The organism is Urbifossiella limnaea, assembly GCF_007747215.1.
Classification (GTDB): Bacteria; Planctomycetota; Planctomycetia; order Gemmatales; family Gemmataceae; genus Urbifossiella; species Urbifossiella limnaea.
Map to the genome: position 1 here is coordinate 1,597,999 of NZ_CP036273.1, position 16,965 is coordinate 1,614,963.

The 16,965-nt window shown below is 74.0% G+C and carries 12 protein-coding genes; 7 read left to right on the forward strand and 5 right to left on the reverse strand.

Translation table 11 applies throughout. From position 1 onward, the window contains the following. Positions 1 to 125 precede the first annotated feature (125 nt). Positions 126 to 722, reverse strand: coding sequence for a 2OG-Fe(II) oxygenase (locus ETAA1_RS06450; protein WP_202920697.1), 597 nt, complete (start codon positions 720 to 722; stop codon positions 126 to 128). Between the two features lie 175 nt (positions 723 to 897). Between ETAA1_RS06450 and ETAA1_RS06455 the strand changes: the two genes are divergently transcribed. The 4 genes from ETAA1_RS06455 (at position 898) to ETAA1_RS06470 (ending at position 7,442) form a co-directional block, all read left to right on the forward strand. Further along, the gene (locus ETAA1_RS06455) at positions 898 to 3,108 is read left to right on the forward strand and encodes an SUMF1/EgtB/PvdO family nonheme iron enzyme (protein WP_145235354.1); all 2,211 of its coding nucleotides are present in this window, start codon (positions 898 to 900) and stop codon (positions 3,106 to 3,108) included. A gap of 53 nt (positions 3,109 to 3,161) precedes the next feature. Continuing rightward, on the forward strand, positions 3,162 to 5,366 hold the full coding sequence (locus tag ETAA1_RS06460) for a serine/threonine-protein kinase (protein WP_145235356.1): 2,205 nt from the start codon (positions 3,162 to 3,164) through the stop codon (positions 5,364 to 5,366). A gap of 46 nt (positions 5,367 to 5,412) precedes the next feature. Beyond that, positions 5,413 to 6,360 (forward strand): aldo/keto reductase, encoded by a 948-nt coding sequence (locus ETAA1_RS06465; RefSeq protein ID WP_145235358.1) that lies wholly within the window; start codon positions 5,413 to 5,415, stop codon positions 6,358 to 6,360. A gap of 77 nt (positions 6,361 to 6,437) precedes the next feature. After that, positions 6,438 to 7,442, forward strand: coding sequence for a hypothetical protein (locus tag ETAA1_RS06470; RefSeq protein WP_145235360.1), 1,005 nt, complete (start codon positions 6,438 to 6,440; stop codon positions 7,440 to 7,442). A 297-nt stretch (positions 7,443 to 7,739) separates the two neighbouring features. Here ETAA1_RS06470 and ETAA1_RS31565 read toward each other — a convergent pair whose 3' ends face one another. Both ETAA1_RS31565 and ETAA1_RS06480 read right to left on the reverse strand, forming a co-directional pair. Beyond that, positions 7,740 to 9,533: a serine/threonine-protein kinase gene (locus tag ETAA1_RS31565; RefSeq protein ID WP_202920698.1), complete on the reverse strand. Its 1,794-nt coding sequence runs from the start codon at positions 9,531 to 9,533 to the stop codon at positions 7,740 to 7,742. A 55-nt stretch (positions 9,534 to 9,588) separates the two neighbouring features. After that, the gene (locus ETAA1_RS06480) at positions 9,589 to 10,146 is read right to left on the reverse strand and encodes an ECF-type sigma factor (protein WP_145235362.1); all 558 of its coding nucleotides are present in this window, start codon (positions 10,144 to 10,146) and stop codon (positions 9,589 to 9,591) included. 106 nt (positions 10,147 to 10,252) lie between these two features. On the opposite strand from ETAA1_RS06480, the gene ETAA1_RS06485 reads away from it, so the two are divergent. From ETAA1_RS06485 to ETAA1_RS33370, 3 genes are all read left to right on the forward strand, one after another. Beyond that, positions 10,253 to 11,596: an ABC transporter permease subunit gene (locus ETAA1_RS06485; RefSeq protein WP_202920699.1), complete on the forward strand. Its 1,344-nt coding sequence runs from the start codon at positions 10,253 to 10,255 to the stop codon at positions 11,594 to 11,596. Positions 11,597 to 11,832: 236 nt separating this feature from the next. Beyond that, complete coding sequence (locus ETAA1_RS06490; RefSeq protein WP_145235365.1) at positions 11,833 to 13,593, forward strand: HEAT repeat domain-containing protein; 1,761 nt, start codon at positions 11,833 to 11,835, stop codon at positions 13,591 to 13,593. 106 nt (positions 13,594 to 13,699) lie between these two features. Beyond that, a complete protein-coding gene (locus ETAA1_RS33370; RefSeq protein ID WP_145235367.1) occupies positions 13,700 to 15,202 on the forward strand; it encodes an FAD-binding protein in 1,503 nt (500 codons plus the stop codon). A gap of 9 nt (positions 15,203 to 15,211) precedes the next feature. On the opposite strand, the gene ETAA1_RS06500 is transcribed toward ETAA1_RS33370, so the two are convergent. Further along, a complete protein-coding gene (locus ETAA1_RS06500) occupies positions 15,212 to 15,550 on the reverse strand; it encodes a hypothetical protein (RefSeq protein WP_145235369.1) in 339 nt (112 codons plus the stop codon). A 44-nt stretch (positions 15,551 to 15,594) separates the two neighbouring features. Further along, positions 15,595 to 16,944, reverse strand: coding sequence for a DUF1501 domain-containing protein (locus ETAA1_RS06505; protein ID WP_145235372.1), 1,350 nt, complete (start codon positions 16,942 to 16,944; stop codon positions 15,595 to 15,597). Between the last annotated feature and the right edge of the window lie 21 nt (positions 16,945 to 16,965).

Sequence of the window (16,965 nt, forward strand, 5' to 3'; positions counted from 1 at the left end):
GTGAGTGCGGATAGAGATACCGAGAGCCCCACCGGGTCGGGAATGACCAATTTCCAATGACCCACCAATGACCAAGGAAGACAGCCGGGGTTTTCCTTGGTCATTGGTGGGTCATTGGAAATTGGTCATTTTGCCCCCTGCCACCGGTACATCACGTCCGTCCGCAGCACGTACTTCCGGCCGCTCTCGACCGGCGCCCCCCGGTGGAGGATGCGGTGCGCGAACACCAGCGCCATCCCCGGCTCCGGCACCACCGACACGACCGGGTCGTCGTCCTGCAAGCGGCCGAAGGTGAGGAAGTTGAACTCCGTCGCGCCGCCGGTGAAGCCGCCGCTGAGGTACAGCAGCACCGTCAGGTTGCTGTGCTCGTCGGGGGTCCGCTCGTAGTGGCCGTCGAAGTGCCAGTCGAACAGCTGCCCGGGGTCGTAGCGGTAGTAGCGGAACCGCTCGTTCAGCCCGACCGCGTGCCAGCTGCCGAACCGCTCCGGCACCAGCGGCCGCAACTTCTCCCACAGCACGGCGGCGGTGGCGGGGTCGTCCACCATGACGCGCTCGTTGCTGCGCATCCGCTTGTTCACGACGGGGCCGTCGTACATGTTGACCGGCGCGTCGCCGTACCCGGCCGCCTCGCTGCGGCCGACGTACTCGGCGCACTCGGCGGGGCTCAGGACGCCGCGGACGGTGAACACGTCGTCGCGGCCCGCGATGAGGGTCTTGGTCACGGCCGGCCTCCGGGGGTGTTGTACCGACGGCACCAGCCCCGGGCGGGTTCGCGGCTCCGGGTAACAACCGTACCCGCGCCCTTGAGTCGGACCGCCGCCGGGTTTACACTCCACCACGACTCGCGTCACGGATTGTTTACTCACTCTCCCCACCCTCCTCCCCGGAGGCCCGCCCGTGCCACGTCTGCACGCCCTCCTCGAATGCGTCGGTCAAGCGCTCTGCGAGAAGGGCCGCAAGGCCCTCCGCGGCCAGTGGCCCTACGCCGACATCATCCTCGACACCGCCAAGGTCGCGTTCGACCTCGCCCACCGCAAGCTCCCCGGCCCCGACCTCGTCGGCGCGCTCGCCGACTGCGCCGCCTGCCCCGACCACGAGTTCGACCGCCGCGTCGGCGAAATCATCACCGAGCTCGCCGAGACGCACCACGTCCCCAAAGAGGCGCTGGCCGACTACCTCCGCGGCTTCCCGCCCACCGTCCGCCAGACGTTCCGGCGCCCCACCGACCCGGCCGGCACCACCGCCCCGGACGGGATGCTCCTGCACAAGGCCGAAGACCTGCTGCGGTTCCTGCCGCCGCGGCCGCCGCGGTTCCGCCCCGGCGAGCGGCCGCCGCACCTCGACAACTGGACGCTCACCGAGCTCCGCGGCCTCGGCGAGTGCTCCGAGGTGTGGCGGGCCGAAGACCCCGACCGGCCGGACGACTCGCCGGCGGCGCTGAAGTTCGCCATCGACCCCGAGACGCGCACCCGCGTCACCGGCGGCACCGCCCTGTTTCAGAAGGTGTTCGCCCTCAACGACATCCCCGGCGTCCTGCCGCTGCGATCGGTCTACCTCGAGTCCGACCCGCCGTGCCTCGACGCCCCGTTCGTGTTCGGCTACGACCTGGCCGGCGTCATGCTCGAGTGGCGGCACCGCTACGCCGGCCCGAAGCCGGAGGCGGCGCTGAAGCTGGTCCGCCGCCTCGCCGGCATCCTCGCCGCGGCCCACGCGCAGGGCGTTACCCACCGCGACCTGAAGCCCTCGAACGTGCTCATGCACCCGACCGAGGGCGGCAAGTTCACCATGTGGGTGACCGACTTCGGGTGGGGCGAGATCGAGGCGGTGCGGTCGCTGGAACTGGCCAAGGCCGGGCCGCGCGGCGAACAGGTGCGCCTCGCCCGCCGCGGCGCCGCCACCGAGATTTACGCCTCGCCGCAGCAGATGAAGCGCGAGCCGCCGGCGCCCACCGACGACATCCACGCCGTCGGCGTCATCTGGTACCAACTGCTGAAGCGCGACCCGGCCGAGGCCGCGCCGGTCGGCAACGAGTGGATCGAGGAGCTGCGGCCGCACGGCTTCTCCGACAGCCAGGCGAAGGTGTTGCAGTCGTGCCTCGCCACCCGGCCGGACAAGCGGCCGAAGAACGCCGTCGAGTTGGCCGAGTTGCTCTCCCGGGTCACGATGGGCACCGTCGCCGCCGACCACGGCACCGACGGCTCGCGGCTGCTGGCGACGCCGGCGGCGCGGGCGCCGACGAGCAAGCCCGCGACGACGGTCGTGACGACCGCCGGGGGCCGGCCCTTCGACCCCGACGCGACCGCCGTTCAGGCGTCGGCCCTGCTGGCGTCGCTGGGCGGCTCGGTGGTCGGCGCGGCCGGGCCGAAGTCGAACACCGGCGGGCTGCGGATGGTGAAGAACTCCGTCGGCATGAACTTCGTCCGCATCGCCCCCGGCAGCTTCCGGATGGGCTCCGAGCCGGACGAGCACGGGCACCGCGAGCACGAGGCGCCGCCGCACGAGGTGCAGGTCAGCCGGCGGATTTACCTGTCCGTCTTCCCTGTGACGCAGAACGAGTACCACGCGGTGATGGGGAAGAACCCGTCGAAGCACCCGAAGGGGGGAGAATTCCAGCCGGTCGAGAGCGTGTCGTGGCACGACGCCGAGCAGTTCTGCGCGAAGCTGTCGAGCCGCGCCGAGGAGGCGGGCCACCACCGGTCGTACCGGCTGCCGACGGAGGCCGAGTGGGAGTACGCGTGCCGCGCGGGGAGCACCACGCCGTTCGCCTGCGGGGCGACGCTGACGGCGGCAGACGCGGTGTTCAACACGGGCGCGCGCGACGCCCCGAAGCACCCGGCGGCGGTCGGCGGCAAGCCGGCGAACGCCTGGGGGCTGTGCGACATGCACGGGAACGTGCAGGAGTGGGTGATGGACTGGTACGACGAGTACTTCTACACCGAGAGCCCGCCGGACGACCCGATCGGCCCGCCGCGGGGGATGACAAAGGTGGCGCGCGGCGGGGCGTGGAACATGCCCTCGCCGGACTGCCGCTCGGCGGCGCGCCGGGCGTACACGCCGGACACGCGCTCCGAGTCGATCGGGTTCCGCGTCGTGCTGGTCTCGGGGTGAGCCGGGGACGGCGACTCGATCCAAGAACCGGCGCGGGCCGGGAGGGAATTGGGATGGCACGCCCGGTCGTCGGCTGGCTCCTGATCGTCGCCGGCCTGGCCGCGGTCGTGGGCGGCCTCGGCATGGGGTACATCTTCCGGATCGTGCACGAGACGGAGCAGGAGCGAGAGCAGTGGGCCGTCGTCTACGACGGCCGCGCCCGCCGGCCGACCCACGATCCTACCGTCGGCTACGCCTCCGCCGCGGCCAGCGTCGTCGTCGGCGGGTTGATGCTCGCCATCGGCTTCGGCGCGCGCCGCGTTCCCTCCCGGCGGCGGCGGTCGGTCGCGGACGGACCCGCGCGGGAGTGTCCCGACTGCGGCGAGCCGATGTCCGCCCGGGCCACCCGCTGCTACCACTGCGCCGGCGTCATCCGCGTCGAGGTGGAACGCGGCGGCCGCGGCTCCCGCCGGCTCCTCGCCCGACCGCCGGCGCCCCCGGACCGAGAAGACCCCCCGGCGATCCCGCTCGCCGAGGTGGACACGCCGCGGGCCGCCGTCGACGCGACCGAGAAGGCGGACTACGCGGCCCGGTTCGCCACCCCAGGCACCAACGCCACCGGCGCCTACGTCCCGGCTCCCGACGCCGCCGTCGCGGCGGCCCCGGTGCTCGTCTCCGGCCGGTACGAACTCGGGCCGGAACTCGCCCGCGGCGGGATGGGGGTCGTCCACCGGGCCGCGGACCGGGCGTTCGACCGCGAGGTGGCGATCAAGTTGCTGGCCCCCCGGCTGGCGGGCACCCCGGCCGCCGACCGGTTCCTCGACGAGGCCCGCATCACCGGCCGGCTCCAACACCCGAGCATACCGCCGGTTCACGAGGTCGGCGTGCTGATAGACGGCAACCCGTACCTGGTCATGAAGCTGATCCGCGGCCACACCCTGGCCGACGAGATCGCCGCCGCCCGGCGGCCGTCCGGCCGGGCGGAGGTCGGCCCGGCCGGGCTCGACGACGACCGCGACCGCGACGCCGTGGATCACCGCGACCGCCTCCTCCGCGCGTTCGAGCAGGTCTGCCTGGCGGTCGCCTTCGCCCACTCCCGGCGGGTCGTCCACCGCGACCTGAAGCCGCAGAACGTCATGGTCGGGGCGTTCGGCGAGGTGCAGGTCATGGACTGGGGGATCGCCAAGGAACTGACGGCCCCGGCCGGCTCGCGCCCCGACGCCGGCGCGGCCGAGCCGGGCGACGGCCCCGAGGACCGGACCCGCGTCGGCGACGTGGTGGGCACCCCGGCGTACATGCCGCCGGAACAGGCCCGCGGGGAGAACGACCGCGTCGACGAGCGGGCCGACGTGTTCGCCCTCGGCGGCGTCCTGTGCGCGATCCTGACCGGCGCCGCCCCGTACCAGGGGGGCAGCGGGCACGAGGTACTCGGGAAGGCGGCGGCGGCCGAGCTGGACGACGCGGCCGCGCGCCTCGACGACGTTGCCGGGGCCGGGCGGTTCCCCTGGCTGGCGAAGAAGTGCCTGGCCCCCGACCCGGCGGACCGCTTCGCCCACGCCGGCGAGGTCGCGGCCGCCGTCCACGACGCCTTCGCCAAGGCCGAGCAGGTGCGGCGGCAGGCCGAACTCGCGGACGCGGCGGACGCCGCCGACCGGGCCGAGCGCGTCGCCCGCCGCGCCACCCGGCGGGCGGCCCTGTTCGGCGGCGGTGGGGTGGCCCTCGGGGCGGTGCTGTTGGTGGGGGCGTACCTCGTCTCCGGCGCCGACCTCGGCGGGAACCGGGCGGAGATCGCCGCCGCACGCGAGCGGCGGTCGCGGGAACTGCTCACGGTCGTGTGCGACGCGGTGGCGCGGGGGATCGACGCCGGTCGGGTCGCGCCCGGCGCCGACGGCGATTACCGGGAGCGGATGCACACCCTACTACTAGAAGTGACCGCCCCACTGGGGCCGCAGGACCGGGCGAAGGCGTGCCTCGTCGAGGCCGCGATGGCCGAGGCCGCCGGCGACCGGGACGCCGCTGCCCGCCACTGGGAGCTGGCGGCCGAGGCGTACCGGCCGGGCGTACCCGAGCACACCCGCCTTCACCTGGCCTGCGACGCGGTCGGCTGGTTCTCCGGGCCGCCTGCCCCTGGGCGGATGGAACGGCTGATCCTGTCCGGGGCCGTCCGGGTGATCGCCCCGTCGGCCGCCGACCCGGCGCTCCCGGACGGCGTCCGCAGCCGCGCCGCCGGCGCCCTGGCCACGGCGGAGCAGGTCGGCGTGCTGCCGGGCCGCCCGTGACGCTGCCGCGACGACCCGTACCGACCCGGCCCAGGAACCCTACCCCGTGGAACTTCGACCGCTCGGCCGCACCGGCCTTCACGTCTCACACCTCTCGCTCGGCGGCGCCGCCATCGGCCAGCAGTACGGCCCCGTGTCCGCCGGCGAGGTCACCGACGTGATCCGCGCCGCGGTCGACGCCGGCGTCAACCTCATCGACACCGCCGCGTACTACGGCAAAGGCCTGTCCGAGGAGCTGATCGGCGCCGCCCTCGCGGACGGCCTCCGCGACCACATGATGATCTGCACGAAGGCCGGCCGCCTCGACCGCGCCGTCTTCGACTTCACCGCCGCCGGCATGCGCCGCTGCTTCGAGGCGTCGCTGAAGCGCCTCCGGACCGACCGCGTCGAGGTGCTGCTGGCGCACGACATCGAGTTCGCCGACGACTTCGAGCGCGTCTTCGACGAGACCGCGAACGTGCTCCACGCGCTGAAGCGCGAGGGGAAGTGCCGCTTCGTCGGCATGTCGTGCTACCCGCTTGGCCTGCTGCGGCGGGCGGTCGAGCGGTGCGAGCTGGACGTGGTCGTCAGCTACGCCCATTACACGTTGCAAAACACCCGTCTGGTGTCCGACTTCCTGCCGGCCGCGGAGGCGCGCGGGGTCGGGGTGCTGAACGCGTCGCCGCTGGCGCTGGGGCTGCTGACGCACGGCGGGCCGCAGGCGTGGAACCCGGCGCCGCCGGAGGTGAAGGCGGCGTGCGCCGCGGCCGCGGAGTTGTGCCGCGGCCGCGGGGCCGACCTGGCCGAGCTGGGGATGCAATTCTGCTACGCGGAGGGCCGCATTCCCAGCACGATCACCGGCACCGCGAAGGCCGCCGAGCTCGCGGCGAACCTGCGGGCGCTCGCGGAGCCGATCGACGCGGCCCTGCTCGCGGACGTGGCAGCTGTACTGGCGCCGGTCAAAGATCACTCGTGGAAATCGGGCAACTGGACGGAGCCGGTCGTGCCGGGGTGAAAACTCTGACCGCCCTTTGACGCCGCCCCGAGCGTCGGCTAGGATACACATCTGCTCCCGCCCGCCGGAGGCTCGCGATGTTCGCCACGCTCCTGGTCGCCGCCGCGACCGCCCCCGCCGCCCCGATCCCGGCCGACGCCCACGCCGCCCCGGCCGGCCCCGCCCCGTGGGTCGTCCACCTCAAGTCCGACGACGCCAACCAACTCCGCCTCCTCGTCCAGACGCCGGCCACCGTCAAGCAGACGCGGCAGATGGTCAAGCAGGTCAACGGCAAGCAGGTGGTCGAGCAGCAGGTCGTGGACGTGCAGACGGTCCAGCACACGCAGGTGTCGCTGGCCGACCTCAGCGGCACGGTCGCGGCCGCCGACGGCTCGCCGGTCGGGTCCGCGGAACTCCTCCGCCGGGCCAAGGACGGCGTCACGGTGCTGATCTCGGCCGACGGCAAGGCTGTCGACCGGGCCTGGCTGAAGGCGGTCGGGTCGAACACGGTCGTCGTGGCCGCGAAGGCACTCGCCGGGGCGGCCGCCGCGCCGCAGCCGATCAACAGCACGCGCGGCGTCGCCAACACGCCGGCGCCGCGGCTCACGCTCCTGACGACCGGCCCCGACGGCACGGTGCGGGTGAGCACTCAGCCGGGCGGCGTCCGCTACTACACCAGCGGCCGGATGGTCATCATGAACGGGGCGCCGTTGATGCTCGACGACGTCGGGTACGCGATGCCCAACGGCGGCGGTGCCCAGCAGGTGCGGCCGCTCAACGAGGTCGGCTTCGACGCGTACGACCTGACCGGTCGGATCGTGGCCCGCGACGAGGCCGTGCGCCGCCTCCGCGCCGGCGGCCTGGTGCTGGTCGCCCCCGGCCGGTTCCCCGACCCCGCCCACCTCCAACCGTTCCGCGGTGACCTGCTCGTGCTGGTGTCGTCCGAGAACCTGAGCGCCGCCGGCGCCGCGCCCGCCACTCCCGCCCCGGCGCCGGCCGTCGAAGTGAAGCCGGCGATCCTCCGCGTGGCGCCGCTGGTCGCCCCCGCACAGCTGGCGCGGCCGGTGCTCCGGGCTGTTCCCGCGCAGCCGCCGCAGCCGTGAGCTCGGCTGGTGGCTGTTCGCCCGCGGTGGGATGTTTCCGCCCCGGCGGTTCGAGCAACCCCGCGAAGCTGCCCCCCGTACCGTTCGAGGTACGGGGTGGAATTTGACGGCCGCAAATCTCCCTCATCCTGTACAGGTCAAGCAGCCCCGCCCGGGGGGCGTCGAGTTGAACGAGCCGGGCACCGGGGTTCTCTACCTCGGCCCCGCCAAGCACGGCACGACCGGGCCGAGTCGCTGGACGCGGTCGCGGCGGCGTGGTCGGCGCACCGCGAGGCGGCGCGCTGGCGGCGGACCGGCCTACCGGCTGAAGCTCAGGACGATGTGCGTCGCGTCCTCGCCGTCGGCCCGGTTGATGACGAGCGTCAGCACGCTCGCGTCGCTGCGGCGGGTGGCGATCCCCACCCGGACGGGACGCCGCACCGGCTCGCCCGCCCGCCCCGTCACCCGGCGGAACGAGTCGCTGGTCGTCGCGGTGAACACGTCCGGGCCGCCGCCGCCGCCGTGGAAGTTTCCGTCCAGCGCGATCCGGGTGCCGATCCGCTCCTCGTACCAGGCCGCGACCTTCTCCGCCGGGTCCGGGGTCACGTAGACGCCGAGGTGGAACCCGCCGGACGAGGTGGACACGACGCCGGCGCCGGGGTACAGCCAGTGCTCGAGGTGCTCCTCGGGCCGGCCGTGCCGGTCGCGCCGCTGGCGCAACTCTTCGCGCAAATGTCGCACTTGGGCGTCCGTGACCCCGGCCGCCTCGGCCTCCTTCAGCGCCTCCTCGGCCCGGTGGTCGTTGCCGTAGCGGACCATCTCGAAGGCGTGCAACTCGGCCGCGTCCCGCCGCGCCACCGAGTCGGACCACGTCCGGTACGCCAGGTACATCCCCGGCCCGATCACGGCCGCCGCCAGCGCCACCGCGGCGCGCTCCCGCCAGCGGCGGCGGGCGAACTTCCACAGCCGGTAGCCGAGCGTCGGGGCGCGGGCCTCGACCATCTCCCCGGCGAGGTGCCGCTGCACGTCCTTCGCCAGCCCCGCGGCCGAGTCGTAGCGGCGGTCGCGGTCCTTCTCCAGCGCCCGCATCACCACCCAGTCGAGTTCGCCGCGCAGCAGCTTCGCCAGCCGCCCCGGTTCGGTCCCGCGGGCGGCGGCGACGGCGGCGCGGGCCTCGGCCGTGCTCAACTTCATGCTCGGCCGCGGCGGCTCCTCCTCGCGCACGACGCGCAGCACCTCCAGCAACGCCGCCTGTTTGAACCGGGCCGCGTCCACCGGGGTCGTGCCGGTCAGCAACTCGTACAGCAGCACGCCGAGCGCGTACACGTCCGACCGCGTGTCCACGTCCAGGTTGTTGAAGCTCGCCTGCTCCGGGCTCATGTACTCGGGCGTGCCCACGACCGAGCCGAAGCCGGTGTGCAGCGTCGCCTCCGTCAGCAGCGACCCGGCCGCCTTCGCCACCCCGAAGTCGATCACCTTCGGCACCGGGCGGTCGTCGTACAGTGCGACGAGGACGTTACTCGGCTTGATGTCGCGGTGGATAACGCCCTTCTGGTGCGCGTGCTGAATCGCCAGGCAGACGGGCACGAACAGCTCGAGCCGCTCGCGGGTGGTGAGCTTCCGCTCGTCGCAGAAGGCGGTGATCGGCGTGCCCTTCACCAGCTCCATGACGAAGAACGGCCGGCCGTCGTCGCTGGCGCCGGCGTCGAGGACGCGGGCGATGTTGGGGTGGTCCATGAGCGCCAGCGCCTGCCGCTCGGCCTCGAACCGCGCCAGCACGGCTTTCGAGTCCATGCCGGCCTTCACGAGCTTCAGCGCGACGAGGCGGCGGACCGGCTCGGTCTGCTCGGCCATGTACACCGTCCCCATGCCGCCCTCGCCGATGACTTCGAGCAGCCTGTACCGCCCGCCGACGACGGTGCCGACGGCCGGGCCGTCGGCGGGGGCGGCGGAGTACCCGGCGGTGGCGCCGGGGATGCTGCCGAGCTCGGCGTGGGCGGCGAGGAGCTGTTCGACGCGCGCCCGCACGGCCGGGTCGGCGGCGGCGAGGGCGGACGGGTCGGCGCGGGCGGCGTGGAACAGGGACTCGACGAGCTTCGGGTCGGCGGGCATGGCGGGCCTCCGGGGGCGGGTGTACCCCCAGTGCGGAAAGCGGCCGCGGCGCGCCTCACGGGTTCGCGCCGAGCCGGTCGTGGAGCCAGGCGCGGGCGTAGGCCCAGTGTCGGCTCGCCGTCGCCCGCGACAGCCCCAGGCACGCCGCTGCCTCGGCCTCGGGCAGCCCCGCGAAGAACCGCAGCCGCACCAGCGCCGCCTTCTCGGCGTCTTCCGCCGCGAGCGCGTCCAGCGCGGCGTCGAGGTCGAGGAGGTCGTCCGGCGGCAGTTCCGCGGCGACGGCCGCGTCGGCGAGGGTGACACGAACGCAGGCGCCGCCGCGCTTGGCGGCGCGCTTCGCCCGCGCGGCATCGACGAGAATGCGGCGCATGGCCTCGGCGGCGGCGGCGAAGAAGTGGCCGCGGCCGGTCCACCCCGGGTCGGCGGCGCCGACGAGCCGCAGGTACGCCTCGTGGACCAGCGCCGTGGCCTGGAGCGTCTGGCCGGGCGATTCGTGCGCCAGCCGGGCGGCGGCGAGCCGGCGCAGCTCGTCGTAGACGAGCGGCAACAGGTCGGCGGCGGCGGCCGGGTCTCCGCCCGCGGCCGCATCAAGGAGGCGGGTGACGGCGGACATGCCCCGACTGTACCCGGTCGCGGGCCGGAGGGGAACCGGCCGCGCGTGGGCGATTGCGCCGGCCGCCGTACACTCCCCCGGAAGGTCGCCCCCCCCGAGACCGTCCATGCGCCGGGCCATCGTCCGCCTCATCGCCGTCCGCGAAGCCCGCGACCAGCTCCGCGACCGCCGCACCATGTTCCTGATCCTCGGCCTCCCCGTCCTCATGTACCCCCTGTTCGTCGGCGTCGGCATCGTGTTCGTGTCGATGCTGAAGGGGAAGCAGCTCGTCGTCGGCGTCGTCGGCGCGGAGCACCTGCCGCAGCCCGGCCGGCCCGGGCCGCACCCGTTCCCGCCGCTGTTCGCCGGCGACCGGTTCGTCGACGCCTACGCCACCCCCGACCTGCCCGACGACCCCGAGGCCGCCGCCGGCCGCCTCACCGTCACCCGCCTCGACCCGGCGCCGGACGCGGCGCTCAACGAACTGCTGTCGTCGCGTGAGGTCGACGTCGTGGTCGTGGTCGAACCCGGGCTCGCCGAGCGGCTCGAGCGCGGCGAGCGGCCGGTGGTGCGGGTCATGGGCCGCGAGGGCGAGGAGAACTCGAAGCTCGCCGTCCGCCGCGTCATGGGCGTGCTGCGGAAGTGGGCCGCCGGCGTGAAGACGGCGCGGTTCGCCCGCGCCGGCCTGCCCGCCGACTTCGACACCCCCGTGGACCTGCGCGACCCGCAGTCCGACAAGCCGGTCGACAAGAAGCTCGCCGACGAGCTCCGCGACGTGCTCGTGAAGGTGATCCCGCTGCTGCTGACGATGTGGGTGCTCACCGGCGCCATCTACCCGGCCATCGACATGACCGCCGGCGAGAAGGAGCGCGGCACCATGGAGACGCTCCTCATCAGCCCGGCGGAGCGCACCGAGATCGTGGCCGGGAAGTTCCTCGCGGTGTCGGCGCTGGCGTTCGGCACGGCCGTCTGGAACGTGATGCTGATGGTCCTCGCCGTCGGCGTGGCGCAGGTGCTGTTCCCGTACCCGCTGCTGTCCATGGCCGGCCTCGCGGGGTGCGTTGTGGCGGCGCTGCCGGTGGCGCTGCTACTCGCGGCCGGGTGCATCACCCTCGGCGTGTTCGCCCGCAGCACCAAGGAGGGGAACTACTACATGGTGCCGATGTTCTTCCTGGTCCTGCCGCTGGCGTACTGGAGCATGGCCCCCGGGATCGAACTCGACGCCCAGATGAGCTGGGTGCCGGTGACCAACGCCTTGCTCGTGCAGCAGCGGCTGCTGTCGGTGCGGCCGGACCCGTTCCCGTGGCAGCACGTCCCGGCCGTCGTGGTGTCGATGAGCGCGTGCATCGGGCTGGCGCTGTGGGCGGCGGTGGTGCAGTTCCGCCGCGAGGCGGTGCTGTTCCGCGAGGCCGAGCAGGGGCGGGCGAAGTTCTCGCTGTTCGGCAGGCGGGCGGCCAAGGGCGAAGGTTGACGCGCTGCCGCGGGGCTTGCCCGGCCGGGGCGGGGGGCTAGAATGCCCCTTCCTTCGGACCGAACTCGGGACACCCAGTAGGAGCGGCACATGGGGGCGCGGCGCGGCAGCGGACGGCGCAAGGTGGGGCGGAAGAAGCGGCGCATGCGGGCCAAGATTCGGCACCGCAAGTAACCGTCCGTTCGGCCCGTGGTCCCGGGTGAGCGCCCGGGTCGGAGCACGTCCCGGAGGCCGTCATGCCGCGGTTCCCCGTCGCCGCCGTCCTCCTCGTCCTGGCCGCCGCCGGCGTCGCCCAGCCGCCGGACGACCCGGCCGACGGCGCCGCCACCGACGCCGACGTGCTCAAGGCGGTCGGCCTCGACCCGGCCGACGGCCCCGGCCTGCTCGGCTACCTCAAGCTCCGCACCGTCTCGCAGGCCGACCAGGGGAAGATCGACGAGATCATCCGCCGGTTCGCCGCCGACAAATTCGAGGACCGGCTCGCCGCCGCCGCCGCCGCCGAGAAGCTCGGCCCCCTCGCCATCAGCCCCCTCCGCAAGGCCGCCGACGACAAGGCCGGCGACCCCGAGATCGCCTACCGCGCCGGGCTCGTCCTCAAGAAGTTGCAAACGGTCGATCACGCGAAGGTGTCCGCCGCCGCCGTCCGCGGCGTGGCCAAGCTCAAGCCCGCCGGCGCCGCCGCGGCGCTGCTCGGCTTTCTGCCGCTGGCCGACTCCGACGCCGTCGCCGACGACATCCGCGCGGCGCTGAAAGGCCTCGCGGTCCAGAACGGCAAGGCCGACCCGGCGCTGGTCGCGGCACTGGCCGACGCGACGCCGCTCCGCCGCACGGCGGCGTACCTCGCGCTCGTCGAGGGCGAGCCGGGCGGCAAGGGCGTTCGCGCCCCGGACGCGCTCGACGCCGTGAAGGCCGCCGTGCGCCGCGACGCCGACCCGGAGGCCAAGTTCCGCGGGCTGTGGGCGCTGGTTCACACCACCCGCGACAAGGAGTACGTCCCGGACCTGATCGCCAGCATCCCGGTGCTGCCGCGCGGCCGCCTGTGGCAGGTCGAAGACCTGCTGCTGCGGCTGGCCGGCGAGCACCCGCCCGGCGGCCGGTTCGGCAAGGACGCCGAGGCGCTCGGCAAGGCCCGCGACGCCTGGGCCGCGTGGTGGGCGAAGGGCGGGGTCGATCTGACGAAGGCCGACCTCACCCCGCGCGTACTCGGGCTGACCGACGTGCTGGTGCAGAACCCGGCGTTCGGCCAGTACACGACGTACACCCTCGGCCCGGACATGAAGGAAGTCTGGCGGCTGAAGCAGGACCAGCAGACGATGCCGACGGACCTCCGCTGGCTGGCGTCGGGCCGGCTGCTGCTGACGGAGCAGAACTACAACCGCGTGACGGAGCGCGAGAAGACCGGGGCGGTGGTGAGCACGTACAGCGGCAACTCGCCCCCGTGTACCGCCGAGCCGCTGCCGAACGGCAACTGGCTGGTGGTGGCCCGGTCGATGGTGGCGGAGGTGAAGCCGGGCCGCGGCGGGGCGCCGACGAGCGTGGTGAAGTCGTTCACCCGCCCGCCCCCGCCGAACCAGCCGGGCGGGATGGCGTACGACATCGTGACCGGCGCCCGGCTGCCGAACGGCGAGGTGGTGTACCTGACCAGCACCATCGGCCCGAACCTGTTCCGGCTCGACGAGAACCTGAAGCAGGTGGGGACGCCGCAGACGTTGCCGCGGTTCTTCAACACCGTGATGGTCGGCATCGACGTGACCCCGGCGGGGAAGCTGCTGGCCTGCCACCAGGACAAGGTGGTGGAGTACGACCCGGCGGACGGCAAGGCCGGGTGGAAGTTCGACACGCCGAACCCGACGTCGGTCCAGCGGCTGGTCAACGGGAACACGCTGATCGCGTCGGTGAACGCCGGCCGGGCCGTCGAGGTGACGCCGGAGCGCGAGGTGGTGTGGGAGTACCGCGACCCGACCGGGCTGGCCGTCGGCCGGGTGTACCGGCGGTGACCGCGGCTCGCGCGGTCAGTGCCCGAACCGGCTCGTCGAGATCGAGCGGCGCACGCGCGGAACGGCTCCCCTTGCCGCGCCGCCGCACTTCGGTCATCATCCGACCATGTCCCCCGCCCCCCGCTCCCGCGTCCGCCGCGCCGTCCGTTGGGCGCTGCTCCTCGCCGCCGTCGCGGCCGTCGGCTGTTGCGCGCAGCCGGCCTTCCTCTGGGTGGGCGCGTGGGTCCGTGACAAGCCCGTCACGGAAGCGGTGCCGCCGGGCTTCGCCGACGACGCGAGCCGGATGAACCGCACCGCCGTCGCCGAGGTGTGGCCGGTGCCGGCCGACCCCGCCGCCGCCGAGGCCCAGCTCCGCGACCTGCTCCGCCGGGCGCACGAGCAGAAACTCCACGTGTCGATCGCCGGCGCGCGGCACAGCATGGGCGGGCACACCATCGCCGCCGACGGCGTCGTGGTGGACATGCTCCCGTTCAAGCGGCTGGAACTGGACGCGGGGCGCAACGTCCTCCGCGCCGGGGCCGGCGCCCGCTGGTCCGAGGTGATACCGTTCCTCGACGCGCACGGCCTGTCGGTCGCCGTCATGCAGTCGAACAACGACTTCTCCGTCGGCGGCTCGCTCAGCGTGAACTGCCACGGTTGGCAGCACGACAAGCCGCCGATCGCGTCGACCGTCGAGTCGTTCCGCCTCATGACCGCGGACGGTACCGTCCACCGGTGCAGCCGCACCGAGAACGCCGAACTGTTCCGCCACGCCCTCGGCGGCTACGGGCTGTTCGGCGTAATCCTCGACGCCGAGTTGCGCGTGGTGCCGAACGAGCGCTACACGCCGGCCTCTGAGGTTGTTGCCACCGACCGCTACGTCGAGCGGCTGCGGGTGGTGGCGACCGACGCGGGGATGGTGCAGGGCCGGCTGTGCGTGGTGCCGGGCGACGACTTCCTGCGGAAGGCGGTGCTGACGGCGTGGCGGCGGGCGCCGTGCGGCCGGGCCGAGATTCCCGTGCTAAACGCCGCCGGGTTCGCCGGCCTGCGGCGGCAGGTGTTCCGCGCCCAGATCGGCAGCGACGCCGGCAAGGCCGTCCGCTGGCGCGCCGAGACGGCCGTCGCCGAGCGGCTGGCGGGCGCGTTCTTCTCGCGGAACCAGCTGCTGAACGAGGGGGCCGAGGTGTACCAGGAGCGGAACGCCGACCGCACCGACATCCTGCACGAGTACTTCGTGCCGCCGGACCGGCTGGAGACGTTCCTGGCCGCGGCGCGGGAGGTGATCCCGCGGCACGGCGCCGACCTGATGAACGTGACCGTGCGGACGGTGAGCGAGGACACCGACACGGCGCTGCGCTACGCCGACCGCGACCTGGTGGCGCTGGTGATGCTGTTCAACCAGGGCCGCGACCCGGCCTCGGACGAGCGCGACGCGGCGGCGACGCGGGAACTGGTGGACGCGGCGCTGGCCGCGGGCGGGCGGTACTACCTGCCGTACCGGCCGCACCCGACGCCGGCGCAGTTCGCGGCGGCGTACCCCGGGGCGGCCGCGTTCTTCGCGTGCCGGCAGCGGCACGACCCGGCGGGCGTGTTCCGCAACCGGTTCGCCGACAAGTACGCCCCGCGCTGAGCGGGCGCCCTATTGCTTCAAGGCGATCATCACCGCGACGGTGCCCCAGAGGAGCACGGCGCCGCCGCTGATAACGAGGCCGAGCACCGCCCGGATGTTGCTCGTGACGCCGCCGTAGGAGTCGGCCTTCTTCCACCGCCGGACCGCGACGACCCCGCACACGAACGCCGGCAGGGCGAACACGATGCCGACGAGCGGCAGGCACAGGCCGATGAGCCCGACGTACAGGGCGATGATGGCGTAGGTGCTTCCAGCGGGGACGAGCAACTCGTTGGTGTCGAAGTCGTCCGGCGGCGGGCGGCGCCGGCGACGTCGCGGGCGGTCGTCGGGCTCGGCCTCGTCCTCCATCGTCACTCCTCGAACGCGTCGGTCGTGGCGTGCACCGCGCCGGGTCACGCGAACCAGTCCAGGATCGGCTCGCCGGTGCTCGCCGGGCGGGTGAACCGGTCGGCCCCCAGCCGCGTCTCCGGCGGCACCCCCAGCGCGTGCAGCACCGTCGCCGCGAACCGCTCCGGCGACACCGGATCGTCCTTGACGTAGCCGCCGGCCCGGTCCGAGGCGCCGTACACGCGGCCGCCCCGGACGCCGCCGCCGGCCACGAGCGCCGAGTAGCACGCCGGCCAGTGGTCGCGGCCGGCGCGGTCGACGCGCGGGGCGCGGCCGAACTCGCCGACCACCACCACCAGCGTGCTCTCCAGCAGGCCCCGGATCGCCAGGTCGTCCAGCAGCGCCGACACCGCCTGGTCGAGGTTCGGCAGCGCCCAGCCGAGGCCGTACGCGCCGGTGCCGAACATGCTGCCGAGGCCGGCGCCCTCGCCGTGCATGTCCCACGTCTGCACGTTCTTGAACGCCTCGCCCCGCGGCGTCCCCGCCCACGCCGTCACGCTCACGAGCCGCACCCCGGCCTCGACCAGCCGCCGCGCCGTCAGCAGGTTCTGGCCCAGCGGGTGCGGGCCGTAGCGGTCGCGGACGCCGACCGGTTCCAGATTCAGGTCGAACGCGCGGCGGGTGTCGGGGCCGGTCAGCAGGTCGGCGGCGCGCTCCTGGAAGCCGCGAAGCGCGGCCTCCGGGCCGGCCGACGTGGGCCGCGGGTCGAGCCGGTTCAGCAGTTCGTTCCGAACCGTCATGCGGGCGTGCGGCACGTCGGCGGCGGGGTCGAGGGCGCGGACGCGGAAGCCGGGCGCGGCCGGGTTGTCGAGGTCGGTGCCGACGCGCAGCGGGCCGTAGGCGGGGCCGAGGAAGCCGCCGCCGAGGTAGCGCGGCTGCACGTCGCCGGCGAGGTTCTGCAGCCACACGTAGGACGGCACGTTCCGCACCGCCGGCCGCACCCGCGCCACCACGCTGCCGAGATACGGCGTGTCCGCGGTCGGGTTCGAGTGGCCGGTCATGGCGACGTGCATGCCGCCGTCGTGGCCGGGGTCGCGGTGCGTCATCGACCGCACCAGCAGGAACCGGTCGGCCCGGTCGGCCAGCCGCGGCAGCAACTCGGCGAGCCGCACCCCGGGCACGCGCGTCGGCACGGCGCGGTACGGGCCGCGCGTCTCGGCGGGGGCGTCGGGCTTCGGGTCGAAGCTGTCGATGTGGCTGCACCCGCCGTACTGCACGACGAAGATGCAGGAGCGCTCCGGGGTGCGGCCGGCGGGCGCCGCGGGGGATCGCGCCTGGAGCAGGGCGGGCAGCCCGAGGCCGAGCGCGGACAGGCCGCCGACGCGTAGCAACTGGCGACGGGACGGGCGGGTCATGGGCGTCCCCGGGGTGGTGGG

Bases quoted from the DNA above. Each gene is read 5' to 3' on its own strand.
- ETAA1_RS06460 (WP_145235356.1), top strand. From the start codon at position 3,162: ATGGCACGCCCGGTCGTCGGCTGGCTCCTGATCGTCGCCGGCCTGGCC.
- ETAA1_RS06470 (WP_145235360.1), top strand. From the start codon at position 6,438: ATGTTCGCCACGCTCCTGGTCGCCGCCGCGACCGCCCCCGCCGCCCCG.
- ETAA1_RS31565 (WP_202920698.1), bottom strand. From the start codon at position 9,533: ATGCCCGCCGACCCGAAGCTCGTCGAGTCCCTGTTCCACGCCGCCCGC.
- ETAA1_RS06480 (WP_145235362.1), bottom strand. From the start codon at position 10,146: ATGTCCGCCGTCACCCGCCTCCTTGATGCGGCCGCGGGCGGAGACCCG.
- ETAA1_RS06485 (WP_202920699.1), top strand. From the start codon at position 10,253: ATGCGCCGGGCCATCGTCCGCCTCATCGCCGTCCGCGAAGCCCGCGAC.
- ETAA1_RS06490 (WP_145235365.1), top strand. From the start codon at position 11,833: ATGCCGCGGTTCCCCGTCGCCGCCGTCCTCCTCGTCCTGGCCGCCGCC.
- ETAA1_RS33370 (WP_145235367.1), top strand. From the start codon at position 13,700: ATGTCCCCCGCCCCCCGCTCCCGCGTCCGCCGCGCCGTCCGTTGGGCG.
- ETAA1_RS06500 (WP_145235369.1), bottom strand. From the start codon at position 15,550: ATGGAGGACGAGGCCGAGCCCGACGACCGCCCGCGACGTCGCCGGCGC.
- ETAA1_RS06505 (WP_145235372.1), bottom strand. From the start codon at position 16,944: ATGACCCGCCCGTCCCGTCGCCAGTTGCTACGCGTCGGCGGCCTGTCC.